The organism is Ruegeria sp. H9 (genome assembly GCF_056532915.1).
Genome location: NZ_JBQFNX010000001.1, coordinates 1,248,792 through 1,264,091, shown reverse-complemented (window position 1 = coordinate 1,264,091; position 15,300 = coordinate 1,248,792). Strand labels below are relative to the sequence as shown.

Genomic DNA, 15,300 nt, shown 5'->3' with positions numbered 1-15,300 from the left:
AAAAAAACTCTATGCAAGATGCAAGAATTATACTAGCCTTTTTTGATACAAAACGTCTCAATAATTGCGATCAGGGAGGTAAGCAATGGAGATCGGACGGAAACTAAGTGGTATTTCACGGCGAGATTTCTTCCGCGTGGCCGGGCGTTACGGCATGAGCTCGACACTGCTGGCGGCGGGCGGGTTCGGCGGCGCGATGAGTCTGGCGAATCTGGCGCATGCCGCCGAATCCACCTATGAAAAGCGCTTTTCGAAAGAGCCGAAGCACACGCTGAAATTCGGCGCGTCGGGCTTCAACACCCGCAACCTGTTGATTGAACGCGCCGGCGCAATTGAGTTCGCGCGCGACCTGGAAGAACGCACGGACGGCGAGATTCGCATCGAATTCATCGGCGACAACCAGATCTGCGGCCAGCTGAGCTGTGTCGAAAAGACCCAGCAGGGAATCGTCGATATTTATGCTGCTTCAACTCAGAACTCGGCCGGAGGCGCACCTTATCTGAACGTGCTGGACTACGCCTATATGTTCCCCAGCCGCGCGGCGCAGTATCACTTCTTCTATAGCCCGGCGAGCCAGCGCATCCTGCGTGATCCGCTGGAAAAACGGCACGGGTTGAAGTTCCTGTTTACCCATTGTGAGCTACGCGGCCTGCAAATGGGTTCGACCTTTGCCGACAAGCCGACCGTCACCAAACTGGAAGAGTTGTTTGGTACCAAAAATCGCGTGACGGGTACGCAGTTGGGCCGGATTGCAATGCAATTGCTGAATCTGAACCCAGTCCCGGTGGCTTGGGAAGAGACACTGGATGCGCTTAAGACAGGTCTGATCGATGGGGCGGAAACCTGGGCCTCGGCCGTGGCTTACGCCAACATGGCGCCGGTGGTTTCGCAGTCGGTCAATCTGAAATTTTTCTGCGGCACTGAACATACGTCCATGTCGGCCGAGGTCTTTGACGGTCTGAGTGGAGAATTGCAAGACGCAGTTATGGAATCTTCCTACTTCACTCAAGCGTTGATCCAGGGTGCGAATGAAGCCGCATTGCTGAATACGGTGGGTTTCTCGGAGCCGCAATTGCCGGACACTATCTTCGCCGAAAATGGCGTGCGCCCGGCATTCCTGGCTGACGATCAGATCAAGCTGGCCGAAGAGATGTGCGCTCCGAACTACAACCCAGAGCCTTGGGCCCAGTGGCGCGAACGTCTGAATAAATGGGCAGGCGGCATTGATACCTATCAGGAAATCTACGACATCGCGCGCGAGATTCCGGCCGACACCCTGCCGGAAAATGTCGAACCGCGCCGTTGGTGGAAAGGCGAAGCCTGATAGACTGTTACGAACCGGCCCTGAGCGGGCCGGTTCAACTTTATACCGACTGGGAGGACGGGGTTCATGTCGTTTTGGGCAGACATCGGCGCGATTTTCAGCGCCTTTCTCAGCCAGGATTCGTTCGAGATTCAATCCGCACTGGAATCCGACGCCGCCTGGGTGTTGGGCGCGATTGTCTCGGCGATTGGCGGAATCGTGATCATGTTGATCTATCGGGCGGTGCCCTTTGTTGAACGTCATCTGGAACGGTCGGTGATGGTGTATTCCTACCTTGCGATCGCATTAATCATCTTCTGGGGCGTGATCGACCGGTTTGTGTTCAACGATCAGGAACCCTGGTCGACCACCATTCCCCCGCTGCTGTTCATGGTCATGGCGTGGTTTGGGGCGTCGTACAATGTCCGCCTGCGCACACATTTGAGCTTCAGCGAATTCCGCACTGCAATGCCGAGGGCTGGGCAATTGGCTTGCCTGATACTCGACGCGATATTGTGGTTCATCTTTGCGGTGATCGTCATCGTGACCACAACACGGCTGGTGGCATTGTCGGCATCAAACTTTCAGATCGTTCTGGGAACAGACAATATCATGCAGTGGTGGTTCCTTCTGGCCGCACCGCTGTCGTTCTTTCTGATGGTCGGGCGCGTGTTTCAGAACCTTGCCGATGATCTGAACAACTGGAAAACAGGCGAGCCGCTGATCAAGCAGGCCGTGATCGGAGCAGACTGATGACAGACGGAACTATGGTCACACTGATCTCTCTTGCGGTCACGTTTCTGTTCATGCTGGGCGTACCGGTTTTGCTGGTAATCGGCTATTGGGTCATCGGCTGTTCGTTTGTTCTTGGCCTGACGCTGGACAACATGGGTGCTGAACTTCTGAACGTGTTCAACAAGGGTTTCGCCTTGCTGGCGATGCCGCTGTTCATCCTGACCGGAGACCTGATCAATAAATCGGGCATCGCGCGGCGGCTCAGCGATTTTGCTTATGCCTGTCTGGGCTGGATACGCGGCGGGCTGGCGATGGCATCCCTCGGGGCTTGCGGATTGTTCGCAGCAATCTCAGGCTCAAACTCGGCCACAACCGCCACGATCGGTTCGATGCTGCACCCCGAGATGGTCAAAGGGGGTTATGACGAACGTTTCAGCGCAGCCACCGCTGCGGCTGGTGGAACTGTGGGGATCATCATTCCTCCCTCGATTATCTTTATCGTCTACGGTTTCCTGATGAACCTGCCGATTTCCGAGCTATTTGTGGCGGGTATCCTTCCGGGCGCGCTGATGGTCTTTGGCATGCAGTTCGCCTGCTGGATCATTTGCCGCATGAACGGGTGGGGTCATCTGATCCCGCTGCAACTGAACCGGGTGCTGAAAACTGCATTCGGTGCCTGGCTTGGATTCTTCGCCATCGGGCTGGTGCTGTGGGGTATATACACAGGCAAATTCTCACCAACTGAGGCAGCCGGAGTGACGGTCGGCTTTTGTGTTATCGCAGGATTGGTCAGCTATCCGATCAATCGGATCATGGGCGCGCGGAACGACATCTCACCCACCGAAAAAAGCTATGCCGAGATGTTTGTCGTCGAAGGCTTCACGATCCCCGAGATCCCCTCAATCGTGATCCGCTCGGCCCAGATCACAGGTATCCTCGCACCGCTGATCGCGATTTCTGTGGTGATGCAGCAGATCCTGTCATTGCTTGGCGCTCAGCAAACCATTGGGGATTTCGTAACCTCGATGGGTGGCTACCATGCGGTTCTGTTTACTTCGATGGTGATCGTTTTCTTCTCGGGCATGGTACTCGAAAGCCTGCCTGTCACGATCATCCTGGCCCCGATTCTGGCACCGATTGCGGCCTCGGTCGGGATTGATCCGATCCATTTCTCGGTAATCTTCCTTGTGGGGGCTTCGATTGGCTTCATCACACCCCCCTACGGTCTCAATCTCTACGTGGCATCAGGGGTGACTGGCGTTCCCTACTTCCGTCTGCTTCGGTACACTGTGCCCTATCTAGCAGCGCTGATATCAGTGTGGATTTTGATCTCGCTTGTACCTGATCTGGCCTTGATCCTGCTGCCAAATAACTAGACTGTTGCGGGATGGCCGAAACGGAAACACAAGACAAAGAAACCCAGATCCCAACAAACTTGCGCCTTCTCCTCATCCTTGAGGAGGTGGCGCGACGCGGGGTTGCCGTCAAACCATCGGACCTGATCGAGGCACTCGGTCTGGCGAAACCAACAATCCACCGTTTGTTGCAAACAGCAGAGGCCGAAGGTTTCCTGCAGCGTGATCTGGATGGCCGCTCATACGGTCCCGGGCACCGTCTAAGGTTGCTTTCAGTCAACACCATGTCGTCCGAGCATCTGCGCACAGCGCGTTTGGCGATCTTACGCAGTGTCGCCGAGCAGGTTGGTGAGACCTGCAATCTCGCCATTCCTGACCGAGAGGGCATGATCTATCTTGACCGGGTTGAGACGAAGTGGCCTTTGCGCATTCAATTACCGGTCGGGACACAGGTTCCCTTTCATTGCACCGCCAGCGGCAAGATGTACTTGTCCACGCTCCGGCAGAAAACACTGGATGGATTTCTTTCAGCAGGAAATCTGCAGCCACAGACTGAAAGTTCCCTGACCGATCCGCAGTCATTGCGCACGGAAATCCAACATATCGCTCAGAACGGTTATTCCACTGATGATGAAGAGTTCATGAGTGGAATGGCAGCCCTAGCAGTACCCGTTCAAGATGGGCAAGGCCGATTGGTGGGCACACTTTCGGTTCATGCACCGACACAACGTCACAACGTCAACAGCCTGATGTCGTTTCTGGGTATCCTGAAAAAGGGGGCAAATGAACTTTCGGCTCTGTTAACCACGTGACCAGAACCTGAAAGACAGCCGCGACATAATAATTTTTGCCCGATTGCCACGGCAGGCATCGTCCGGTTCAGGGCATTCTGCATCGCAACGGATGAGCCGCGCACAAAGGCCTTCCTCACAGCTCTCTTAGTCTGCTAGCCATAAACTCTGAGTCTAAGAAATACTCACACCAGTAGTTCAAGTTGGATTGGCCGTGCATGCCGAATCCGGGTCGTACATCGTTGGTAGATTCGAGCGAGTAGATTTCCAAAGATAGCCCTCAAGGTTGGGATCACTCAATAGTGCGGGCAGGACCGAGTGATTGACGTAGTCTTATTTCTGTCGGCAACTCAACACTTTGACCGCTGTGCGCATCACGGAGTATCTGGATCAGCATCCCAGCGGCGCGACGACCCATCTCGCGATGCGGGACATGGACCGTCGTAAGAGCGGGTTCGGCGAGCATTGCAATTTCGATATCGTCAAAACCGGTAATTGAGAGGTCCCTGGGCACCTCAAGCCCCATTTCCCGAGCCGCACGTAAGGCTCCGACCGCCAAAACATCATTGACGCACATCACGGCAGTCGTTTCTGGTGCGGCTGTCATGACCTCGCGCAAAGCAACTTCACCAGTTTCAACGCCGTAAGCGGTCTCGACAAGAAACATTGTATTCGGGTCCTGACCGGCCTCTTGTTTGGCATCCCGAATGCCTTGAACGCGTTCCCTTGCCCGATCATTCGAAGCGGTTGGAGCAGAGATACACGCGATATGCTGATGCCCATATCCAATGACCTGCCGGGCAAGGGCAAACATCGCAGCCCGATTGTCAAAGCCGATGGCAGGCGGGGATTGGTCAGGATCAAATGACCAGGCGATCAGAGTTGGTACACGCTGCTTTTCCAGAAACGCATAGATCTCCGGTTCGCGATCGTACCCAATCAGCAGCAACCCATCTGCACCCCGCGCTACCAACGCACGCACCTGTTGTTCTTCCAGCTCTGAATCATAGGCGGACGAAGCAACCAGAAGCGTTTTACCATGCCGCACCAGTTCTTCCTGAAACGCCTGTAGTCCGCGTGCAAAAACAGCGTTCTCCATAGTCGGTATCACGGCAGCAATCGTATTTGTCTGCCTTGCTGCAAGGGCTTGGGCTCCGAAATTTGGCGCGTACCCAAGTTCTCGTACAGCTGCCAGAACTCGTTCCCTTGTGCTTTGCCCTACCCGCTCTGGCGAGTTCAGGCACCGCGAGACGGTTGCGGTGGACACGTTCGCATGTCGGGCAACATCTGCAAGGGTTGGGACTGTGTTTTCGTGACCGCTTTGAGGCATGGTTTTTCTTGTCATTCTGGATGGGCAACTAGCTCAAGACGAATTCTATCAAAAGCACGATTTGTCGGGAACCTACAGCACATATGCAATGTAAGCGCTTGCATAACAAAATGTAAGCGCTTACATTGCAGGCGACTCAGTGCGAGACATTGGATGGGTTGGGGAGGACGCATGCCATACTTGATAGCTGGAATATTGCTGCTCGCGTTTGTAGCGAACGTAGTGATCGGAGCAGTCTCGAATGCGCCCTTGGTCAACAATATCTGGGAAATGTTGATCTTGTTTGCTGCGGCCATCGCCTTTTCGATCGGCATTCTGCGGAGCGAAGCAAAAGAAATTTCGGAGAAAAAATCAAAGGAATAAATCCGAAAAAAAGTCCAACGGGAGGAGAACACATGGACAAGACTAAACAGGAGCTGGCTTCGGCCGAGCGTCGGAATTTTTTGAAACTCGCGGGCACCGGCTCGTTCACGGCGGCCATGGTCGCCGGCGCGGCTGGGACATTGTGGTCCAGCGAAGCGGCAGCACAGACCGCCGCCGAGGAACGCGATCGCGAAAACGCGGCTGAATTCAAGATGACGTTGGCAACGGCCTATGTTCTGGGCGCGTCTCGCAGCTATCCGATCATGCAGCTGGACCTGAAAGAAAACATCCAGAACATGACGAATGGCAAGGTCTATGTGAAACTGGCGCCCGGTGGTCAGCTTGGCGCGGGCGGAGCACTGGCGCAGGCGGTTCAGGGCGGGACAATACAAGCGGCGCAACACTCGCTATCGAATTTCGCGCCCTTTGCGAGTGTGGTTGATCTGATCAACCTTCCATATTTCTGCGGGTCCAACCAGCGGTTCACGAACCTGACTTCCTCTGAAGCTTGGAAGGCGGAAGTAGACCCCAAGATCGCGGCATCCGGCTTTAAAGCGCTGATGTATATCGTGATCGATCCGCGCGTCGTCGCTGTTCGCCAGGGAGGCAACGCAATTATCACCCCCGGCGATATGTCCGGTGTCAAATTCCGCGTACCCGGATCAAAAATGCTGCAGCAGTATTATGGCATGGTGGGTGCGAACCCGACGCCTGTTGCGTGGGGTGAGACTCCGTCAGCGATCCGGCAAGGCGTCGCAGATGCGCTTGATCCCTCGGTGGGTGCGCTGCATGTCTTTGGCTTTGGTGAGATCCTCAGCCATGTGACCTTCACTCAGGCGGTGCCGGACAGTCAGGTCTATTCGATCAACCTTGAATGGTTCGACAGCCTGCCGATGGACGTCAAGGAAGGTATCGAATTTGCGGGCGAAGTCACCCAGCAGCAGAACCTGTCCAAAGTGCCTTCGGCACGGGCCTACGCCATGTCTCAATTGATCGCGAATGGCGTCGAGTTCCACTCGCTCAGCGAAGATCAGTTGGGCGAATGGAAAGAGGCCGGTGGCTATCAGCGCAGCGAATGGGACAGCTTCAAGACCGAGCTGGCCGGATCGATGGATGCGTTCGCCAAGCTGGAAGAAGCCGCAGACACGCGTGCGAAATACTACGTGCACGACGCCTGATCGCGTCTTCGGGCCGGCGCGTCCAGCGTCGGCTCATCCGATGTTTGCCCATTAAAAACCCACTAGAACACGTCGCCGCCGCGTGACGGTAGTGAGGATGCTATGTCTCAGCTCTTTCGAGCGATTGATAAAAATGCCGAACGTTGGCTGCTTTTAGTCTTCTACGTCATGCTCGTCGGCACGATGTTTATCGAAGTGGTCCGGCGCGAGGTCTTTGCCTACTCGTCCATCTGGGGCGAAGAAATCGTCCGGTATGCGTTCATCTATCTCGCATGGATCGGTGCCGCCGCTGCAGTCAAGGAACGCGGGCATATCCGCATTGATGTTCTGATGCACTACGTCCCGCGCACGGTCAAAACGCTGCTGTACATCTTCGGCGACATCGTGATGTTCATCGTGGCACTCGTCGCGATCTATTGGTCGTGGGAGACAGTCCACGTGTCCTGGAAATTCGGGTCTGTCACACACGGCCTGCGGATCAGCCAGGTCTTTTTCCTGATGGCGGTGCCGTTTGGCTTCGCGCTGGTCATCTTTCGGCTGGTGCAGTCCTTCCTCCGCGATATTGCCGACCTTCGAACGGGCCGTCCCGTCTACGAAGGCGACAAGCTGTTTGATTAAGGGAGGGCCTGAGCCATGATGTGGCAACAACTCGGCGGTCAAACGCTTGAACTTGGGTGGGATTTCTACGCCTCTGTCATTCTCTTCGTCGCTCTTGTCGCGCTCGCCGTTCCGGTCTGGGCCGCGATCGGCGCAGCATCGATCACAATGCTGATCATGTCCGGCGCATTGCCGCTGAGCCTTGTCGGTGAAAAGCTGTTCTCGGGCATCGATGCCTTCGCGCTGACCGCCGTACCGCTGTTCATCCTGACCGGCGACGTGCTTGTCCGAACCGGGCTCAGTCGAAAGTTTCTGGACGTCGCCGAAGCCCTGACCTGCTGGGCCAAGGGTGGCTTCGGTTCGGCCACCGTCCTGGTCTGCGGCATGTTCGCAGCGATCTCCGGGTCGGACGCAGCAGGTGCGGCAGCGGTAGGGCGGATGACTATCGACCGGCTGGTCGAGAGCGGTTATCCCCGCCCCTACGCCTGTGCTTTGGTCGCAGCAGGAGCCTGTACCGGCATCCTCATCCCGCCCTCTATCGCCTATATCATCATCGGCCTCGTGCTGGGCATAGCGGTCTCGACCTTGTTCCTTGCTGCGCTGATCCCCGGCCTTTTGATCTTGACGGCCATCCTGATCACCAACGTCGTGATGAACCGGCTGAACCTTTGGGAAGGCGGTGGCATGATGACCGCAGCTGAATGGCGCGCGAACCTGTGGAAGACGGTCAAGTCCGGCTGGTACGCTTTCCTTGTCCCCGGCATCATTTTCTACGGCATCTTCTCGGGGAAACTGACCCCGACGGAGGCAGGCGCTGTGGCGGTTGTCGTGACCATATTCATCGGGTTTATCCTGGGCACACTGAAATTGTCCGATTTCCCGGCCATGCTGGTCAGTTCGGCCAAGGTCAACGGTGTGATCCTTCCGATCATCGCCTTCTCGATCCCTCTGGCCGAAGCTCTGGCGATCATTGGAGTGCCGCAAGGATTTGTCGGAGCTTTGACCTCAGTCAGCAGTAACGAATTCGTACTGATCGCCATGATGGTCCTTATCCTGATCATTGCGGGCTGCGTTATGGAAACGACGCCCAACATCGTGATCCTGGCACCGATCCTCTACCCGTTGGCGCAAGAGATTGAGATGAACCAGATTCAGTTCTGCATCATGATGATCACCGCGCTGGGGGTCGGGTTTATTACTCCACCCTTGGGGCTGAACTTGTTCGTGGTGTCGGGGATTACGGGCGAGTCGATCCTCAAGATCGCCTACCGCGCCATCCCGTTTGTTTTCTTCATGCTGATCGTGACGTTGATGATCGCCTATATCCCGGCGTTCTCTACCTCGCTGTTGCCTGATGTCTATCGATAAGCCGCCGAAAGACGCGGTAAGAAAAGGACCTAATTCATGACCCGTGAATACCTGAAGAAAGCCACGCTGACCGCGCGCAGCGGAGCGTCAGATGTCAGTGAAATTGTGCAGGGAATCCTGACCGACATTGAGACAGGTGGCGATGCCAAGGCGTTGGAATACGCAGCCAAATTCGATAACTACGAAGGCAACGTCATTCTCAGCGATGCCGAAATCCAGGCCGCGATGGATGCCGTGCCAGAAAAGCTGAAGCGCGACATCGAGTTCAGCCACAGCAACGTCAAACGCTTTGCCGAGGCACAGAAAGCGTCCATGACCGACATCGCAGTCGAGGTTGTGCCGGGCCTGACCGCTGGCCAGAAGATGATCCCGGTGGATGCAGCCGGTTGCTACGTCCCAGGCGGGCGCTACAGCCATATCGCCAGCGCGATCATGACCGTGACGACGGCGAAGGTGGCGGGATGTAAGCACATTGTCGCGTGCTCACCGCCGCGCCCGGATGTCGGTATCGCGCCTGCGATCGTCTACGCCGCGCATATCTGTGGCGCCGACAAGATCATGGCCATGGGCGGCGTGCAGGGGGTTGCGGCGATGACCTTCGGGTTGTTCGGGCTTCCCAAGGCTAACATCCTTGTGGGCCCCGGCAATCAGTTTGTGGCCGAAGCAAAGCGTATCCTGTTCGGGCGTGTCGGCATCGACATGATCGCGGGCCCGACGGACAGTCTGGTCCTTGCGGATGTCACTGCTGATCCGATGGTTGTTGCAACTGACCTCGTTGGGCAGGCCGAGCACGGATACAACTCACCGGTTTGGCTGGTGACAGACAATCGCGACCTCGCCGAAGAGGTTATGCGCTTGGTGCCAGTGCTGATCGAGGACCTGCCCGAAGTGAACCGCGAAAACGCTACGGCTGCGTGGCGCGATTATGCCGAGGTCATCCTGTGCGCGGATCGCGAAGAAATGGCGGCGACATCGGATCAATACGCTCCAGAACACCTGACAGTCATGGCCGATGATCTTGATTGGTGGCTGGATCGGCTGACGTGCTATGGGTCGCTTTTCTTGGGCGAAGAGACCACGGTTGCCTTTGGCGACAAAGCCTCGGGCACCAATCACGTGCTGCCCACGAGCCGGGCGGCCACTTACACCGGTGGCCTCAGCGTCCATAAATACATGAAGATCGTGACCTGGCAGCGCTCGACCGCTGATGCGATGAAGCCGATTGCGCAGGCGACGGCCCGTATCTCACGCCTTGAAGGTATGGAGGGGCACGCGCGTACCGCGGATATTCGACTGGCCAAGTTCTTCCCCGATGAAAACTTTGACCTGACAGCCGAAGACTGACCCAACCCGTGACCTATCATCCTGATCTCACTGGACATACCGCTCTTGTGACCGGGGCCAGCTCCGGCCTTGGTCGCAGAGCGGCAGAGGTACTGTCGCATGCTGGCGCTAAGGTCGTGGGCGTGGCGCGACGTGCAGAAGCGTTGGCCGAGCTGGATCAGGTTCATGCGCTGCCATGGGATCTTTCGGATCGCGATCGGTTGGCAGAGCTGGCCGTTGCCGCGTCGCAGCCGTTTGGGGCACCGGATATTCTGGTGCATGCCGCCGGGATCAACACGCGCGAGGCTGCGGATGATGTATCGCCTGAGGGGTGGGACATCACACTGGGATTGAACCTTGCCGTTCCCTTCTTTCTGTCGCAGCACCTAGTGCCCGATATGAAGGCCAAAGGCTGGGGACGGATCGTAAATTTCGCATCGCTCCAGTCCAGCCGGGCTTTTCCAGGTGGGCTTAGCTATGGGGCGTCTAAGGGCGGCGTGGCACAGCTGACCCGAGCAATGGCCGAGGCCTGGTCATCGAGCGGAATATGCGTAAACGCGATTGGCCCTGGGTTCTTTCGAACCGAGCTGACGGCTGCGGTGTTCAATGATCCTGAACGCGCGAACCGTAATGCTGCGCAGACCTGTATCGGTCGCAACGGTGAGCCCAAAGACCTCGACGGCCCGTTGCTGTTCTTTTGCTCTGATGCCTGTGCCTTCGTAACCGGGCAAGTTTTGATGGTCGATGGAGGGTTTACAGCGAAATGAAAGCTTTGGTTTACACTGATGTCGAAACACTGGAATACCGCTATTTCGCGGACCCGGAGCCCGGCCCCGATGAGGTTCTCGTCCGCATCGATAGCGTCGGTATTTGCGGGTCCGACATGCACGCCTATCTGGGCCATGATGATCGCCGCCCGGCACCGCTGATCCTGGGCCATGAGGGGGCCGGTGTGACTGCTGATGGTCGCCGCGTAACCATCAATCCGCTGGTAAACGACCCCAACAGCGCGGCCAGCCGGTCCGGACGTGAGAACCTTTGCCCCTCGCGACAGATCATCTCAATGCCGCCGCGCGAAGGCGCTTTTGCGGAATACGTCGCTATCCCAGAGCGCAATTTGATTGAAGTGCCCTCGCATATCACGCTGGAGCAGGCCGCACTCGCCGAACCGATTGCAGTCAGCTGGCATGCGGTGCGGCTGGGGCTTGCGTCCCTGCACCCGGCAGACGAACGGCGTGCCCATGTGATTGGCGGCGGGGCAATCGGGCTAGCGGCAGCTCTCGCGCTCACTGCGATGGGGGTCGAGCAGGTGACATTATCCGAACCCAACGCAGCCCGTGCGACCTATCTTCGCGACACCTGTGGAATCGCCGTTGTGGACACACCGGAACAGGACATTCCATTGGTGATCGACGCAGTGGGGTTTTCGTCTACCCGTGCGGTTGCCTCGGCGCTCGTCAGCCCGGGCGGGGTGATTTTGCACATCGGCCTAGGCAGTTCCGAAGGTGGATTGGATATCCGACGCATCACGCTGCAGGAAATCACGCTGATCGGCACCTACACCTATACCGCACAGGACTTCCGCGACACATGCAATGCCATGTTCAACGGCCGCCTCGGGACGCTTGACTGGGTTGAAACCCGCGACCTGTCCGACGGGGCCGCGGCCTTTACAGACATTCGCGCTGGCAAGACGCTTGCGCCGAAAACCATCCTTAAACCATAGCAAAAACCGGAGACCTTCATGTCAAATCCAGCCCCAAATGAAATACCGCACCTTTTGGTGCATGAAGAGGAAGACAATGTCGGTGTCGTGGTCGTTGAAGGCCTGACTGCAGGCACCGACATGCTGTGCTGTATTACACATGACAACTCGACCTTTCGCCTGACCGCAGGCGCGGATGTTCCGATTGGCCACAAGATTGCGCTCACGGACCTCAAGAACGGCGATACGGCGATCAAATATGGCGAAGACATTGGTAAGATCATCGCTGACATCCCACGCGGCGGGCATGTCCACACGCAAAACTGCAAGACCAAGCGCTGGTAAGGGGTTAATACCATGAGCAAATATTCAAACATGACTGTCATGGGGTATCGGCGCGAAAATGGCCGGGTTGGCGTGCGCAACCACGTGCTGATCCTGCCCGTCGATGACATTTCCAACGCCGCCTGCGAGGCAGTCGCCAACAACGTCAAGGGCACGCTGGCAATCCCACACGCTTATGGCCGCCTTCAGTTCGGTGAGGACCTCGAGCTGCATTTCCGCACTATGATCGGCACAGGGGCCAACCCGAATGTCCACTCGGTGGTGGTGATCGGCATCGAGCCGGGTTGGACCAAGCGCATTGCCGACGGCATCCGCGAGACCGGCAAGGACGTGGCAGAGTTCTCAATCGAACAGAACGGTGACTTCGAGACCATCCGGCGCGCTTCATGGGCCGCCAAGGATTTTGTCCACAAGGCCACCGAGGTCCAGCGCGAGGAATGCTCGATCAACGAGCTTTGGATTTCGACCAAATGCGGTGAAAGCGACACGACAACGGGTCTGGGGTCCTGCCCAACCGTTGGCAACATGTATGACAAGTTGCTGCCCGAAGGGATCACCGGGTTCTTTGGTGAAACCTCGGAAATCACCGGGGCGGAACATATCTGCCAGAAACGCGCCATCAACGAAGAGGTCGGCGAGCGCTGGTACAAGATGTGGAAGGCCTATCAGGACGATGTAATCTTTGCCCATCAGACCGATGATCTCAGCGACAGCCAGCCAACCAAGGGCAACATCGAAGGTGGCCTGACCACCATTGAGGAAAAGGCGCTTGGCAACCTCGAAAAGATCGGCCGGACTTCGCAGTATATCGACATTCTGGAACCTGCCGAGCAACCTAACTCGGGCAAAGGCCTCTACTTCATGGACAGTTCATCAGCTGCGGCGGAATGTGTGACGCTGATGGCGGCGGGCGGTGCTGTGATCCATACCTTCCCGACAGGTCAGGGCAACGTGGTGGGCAACCCGATCGTTCCGGTCATCAAGATCACCGCGAACCCGCGTACAGTGCGCACCATGGGCGAGCATGTGGACGTTGATGTTTCAGGCATCTTGCGGCGCGAACAAACCATCGATCAGGCTGGTGATGCTCTGATCGATATGATCCGCAGGACAGCAAACGGCCGTAACACCGCGGCAGAGGCGCTGGGACATCGGGAATTCTCGATGACAAAACTGTATCGCAGCGCATAGTAACCTCAAGGCGGCCATTGCATATGCGGTGGCCGTCTTTCTCTTGAACCGAGGTCCAGAATGGGCGCGGCTCGAGGTGTTTGGCCACTAAGGCAGGGCGGGGTCCTGGGCAACAGATCAGAACCGTTAATTCTGAAAGTACTTATCAAGTTATGATGCACCAAGCCCTGCTCGTTGACATCGCCGAAACTCACTGGGAGTGCTTTACATGTATAAATCCATATTGATCCCCGTTGCCATTGATCATGAAGAGTTGGTTGCCGAGAAAATCACCACTGCCCGCAAGCTTTTGGCAGCTGACGGAAAGATCACACTACTTACAGTTCTGGAACAAATCCCGGGTTTTACGGCGGAATTCGTGACAGTGAAATCCGAGAACCATCTGACCAACAAAATCATGGGAACCCTAAAGTCGATCGCCGGAGAAGCGACCGATATAAAATGCCAGGTAGAAACGGGAAAGCCAGGGCTGCGTATTACCGAGTTCGCGCGAGAAATCGGCGCTGATTTGATTGTTGTCGGAGCGCATCACCCATCGGCAATGGACTATTTTCTAGGATCAACGGCAGCGCGTGTTTCTCGTCGGGCATCGTGTTCCGTCTTGATTCAGCGACCGCAATCTTGAAAATTCTCTAAGCGTCGACCCGAACGCTACGGCTGCGTTGCGAGAAGCAGGTGGCCACGGAACCACTCCATGGGTTCGCACCCCTGTTGGATGTTTTCAACCGTGTGCGATCGACGCCAGCGAGAATTGCCCAGGTACACTATGGGAGCCGACGATTGCCTTCGAGATATGCGGACATTTACCCCTCGGAACCTTTACTAAACAGCGATGCGATCGAGCGGCCTTCGGCTGCAGGGTTGATGTCCGTTCGGTATTTCCGGGCTGAGCCGGATCAGATGCCCGAGGATGTTTTCAAAGAGCATCACGTGCTTCTCAATCTCCAGACCATTCCGCACAGAGTTCGGAACTGGAGGGATGGTGAGTTGCGGGATTTCATGTTTCACAAGGATGAAATCATCGTCACTCCGGCTGGTATGCGATCGGGTTGGCAATGGTACGCGACGTCTGATGTCATCGTTATCACGCTGGACCCGGCTAAGGTTGAACGCTTTGCTCAGTCCGAGCTGGGCATGCTGCTTGACCCGCAGCAATTTCGGGATTTGCCGCAGTTCTCGGACCCTGATCTGTGCACGGCTGGCGTTATACTGCGTGACGCATTGGAATCGACCGACATGTCTTCGGTCGTGATGTTCGAAGCCATGAGCCGCGTATTCCTAGTGAAACTGCTCCAGAAATATGGAAAACGCCGGATCGAAGATGTTCAGCTGTCATCCCGCTTCACATCCCGGCATTACCAGCGCGTTTTGGCCTTTGTACAGAACCGGCTGGATCAGACCATAACCGTTGAGCAGCTCGCGACCGAGGCGGGAATGAGCCCTTCGCACTTCGCACGCATGTTCAAAGAGACGTTGGGCACGACCCCGATGCAATATGTCATGGCCTACCGAATTGAACAGGCGATGAAGATGATGCAAGACCAGCAGCGTCCTCTGGGTGATATCGCTTTGGAATGTGGCTTTTCCGATCAGGCTCATTTCACGCGCAGCTTTAAACAGGTGGTGGGACAAACCCCCAAGGCTTATCGCGCGGCCAACATGGCTTGATGCAGGATCATTCAAAAACACAGCAGTCCGGTGCAATCAAGTGAACCT

General features: G+C 56.5%; 16 protein-coding genes. 15 read left to right on the top strand and 1 reads right to left on the bottom strand.

Features of this window, described 5'->3' with window-relative positions:
* The first annotated feature begins 85 nt into the window (after positions 1-85).
* The 4 genes from ACR0CZ_RS06040 (at position 86) to ACR0CZ_RS06025 (ending at position 4,205) form a co-directional block, all read left to right on the top strand.
* Positions 86-1,324, top strand: a complete 1,239-nt coding sequence (locus tag ACR0CZ_RS06040) for a TRAP transporter substrate-binding protein (RefSeq protein WP_170392532.1) — start codon at positions 86-88, stop codon at positions 1,322-1,324.
* A 66-nt stretch (positions 1,325-1,390) separates the two neighbouring features.
* Positions 1,391-2,056 (top strand): TRAP transporter small permease, encoded by a 666-nt coding sequence (locus ACR0CZ_RS06035; RefSeq protein ID WP_170392533.1) that lies wholly within the window; start codon positions 1,391-1,393, stop codon positions 2,054-2,056.
* Complete coding sequence (locus ACR0CZ_RS06030) at positions 2,056-3,414, top strand: TRAP transporter large permease (RefSeq protein ID WP_170392534.1); 1,359 nt, start codon at positions 2,056-2,058, stop codon at positions 3,412-3,414. The genes ACR0CZ_RS06035 and ACR0CZ_RS06030 overlap by 1 nt, the downstream gene beginning before the upstream one ends.
* Before the next feature lie 11 nt (positions 3,415-3,425).
* Positions 3,426-4,205, top strand: a complete 780-nt coding sequence (locus ACR0CZ_RS06025; RefSeq protein WP_170392535.1) for an IclR family transcriptional regulator — start codon at positions 3,426-3,428, stop codon at positions 4,203-4,205.
* A 271-nt stretch (positions 4,206-4,476) separates the two neighbouring features.
* Here the strand turns inward: ACR0CZ_RS06025 and ACR0CZ_RS06020 are convergent, their stop codons facing one another.
* Entirely contained in the window at positions 4,477-5,514 is a 1,038-nt protein-coding gene (locus ACR0CZ_RS06020) for a LacI family DNA-binding transcriptional regulator (protein ID WP_170392925.1), read from the bottom strand.
* A gap of 171 nt (positions 5,515-5,685) precedes the next feature.
* Here ACR0CZ_RS06020 and ACR0CZ_RS06015 point away from each other — a divergent pair, with 171 nt between their 5' ends.
* The 11 genes from ACR0CZ_RS06015 to ACR0CZ_RS05965 all read left to right on the top strand — a co-directional run bounded on the left by ACR0CZ_RS06015 (position 5,686) and on the right by ACR0CZ_RS05965 (position 15,252).
* Positions 5,686-5,877 (top strand): hypothetical protein, encoded by a 192-nt coding sequence (locus ACR0CZ_RS06015; RefSeq protein WP_170392536.1) that lies wholly within the window; start codon positions 5,686-5,688, stop codon positions 5,875-5,877.
* Positions 5,878-5,909: 32 nt separating this feature from the next.
* Entirely contained in the window at positions 5,910-7,055 is a 1,146-nt protein-coding gene (locus ACR0CZ_RS06010) for a TRAP transporter substrate-binding protein (RefSeq protein WP_170392537.1), read from the top strand.
* A 102-nt stretch (positions 7,056-7,157) separates the two neighbouring features.
* Positions 7,158-7,673 carry a TRAP transporter small permease gene (locus ACR0CZ_RS06005; protein WP_170392538.1) on the top strand — a complete coding sequence of 172 codons (516 nt, stop codon included), beginning with the start codon at positions 7,158-7,160 and terminating at the stop codon, positions 7,671-7,673.
* Between the two features lie 15 nt (positions 7,674-7,688).
* Positions 7,689-9,020, top strand: coding sequence for a TRAP transporter large permease (locus ACR0CZ_RS06000; RefSeq protein WP_170392539.1), 1,332 nt, complete (start codon positions 7,689-7,691; stop codon positions 9,018-9,020).
* Between the two features lie 36 nt (positions 9,021-9,056).
* On the top strand, positions 9,057-10,364 hold the full coding sequence (gene hisD, locus ACR0CZ_RS05995) for a histidinol dehydrogenase (RefSeq protein WP_170392540.1): 1,308 nt from the start codon (positions 9,057-9,059) through the stop codon (positions 10,362-10,364).
* Positions 10,365-10,372: 8 nt separating this feature from the next.
* A complete protein-coding gene (locus ACR0CZ_RS05990; protein ID WP_170392541.1) occupies positions 10,373-11,110 on the top strand; it encodes an SDR family oxidoreductase in 738 nt (245 codons plus the stop codon).
* Positions 11,107-12,069, top strand: coding sequence for an alcohol dehydrogenase catalytic domain-containing protein (locus ACR0CZ_RS05985; RefSeq protein ID WP_170392542.1), 963 nt, complete (start codon positions 11,107-11,109; stop codon positions 12,067-12,069). Before ACR0CZ_RS05990 ends, ACR0CZ_RS05985 begins: the two co-directional genes overlap by 4 nt.
* 18 nt (positions 12,070-12,087) lie before the next feature.
* Positions 12,088-12,393, top strand: coding sequence for a UxaA family hydrolase (locus tag ACR0CZ_RS05980; protein ID WP_170392543.1), 306 nt, complete (start codon positions 12,088-12,090; stop codon positions 12,391-12,393).
* Between the two features lie 12 nt (positions 12,394-12,405).
* Positions 12,406-13,584: a UxaA family hydrolase gene (locus ACR0CZ_RS05975; protein ID WP_170392544.1), complete on the top strand. Its 1,179-nt coding sequence runs from the start codon at positions 12,406-12,408 to the stop codon at positions 13,582-13,584.
* A gap of 208 nt (positions 13,585-13,792) precedes the next feature.
* On the top strand, positions 13,793-14,209 hold the full coding sequence (locus ACR0CZ_RS05970; protein WP_170392545.1) for a universal stress protein: 417 nt from the start codon (positions 13,793-13,795) through the stop codon (positions 14,207-14,209).
* Between the two features lie 155 nt (positions 14,210-14,364).
* Positions 14,365-15,252, top strand: a complete 888-nt coding sequence (locus ACR0CZ_RS05965; RefSeq protein ID WP_170392546.1) for a helix-turn-helix domain-containing protein — start codon at positions 14,365-14,367, stop codon at positions 15,250-15,252.
* The last annotated feature ends 48 nt before the right edge of the window (positions 15,253-15,300 follow it).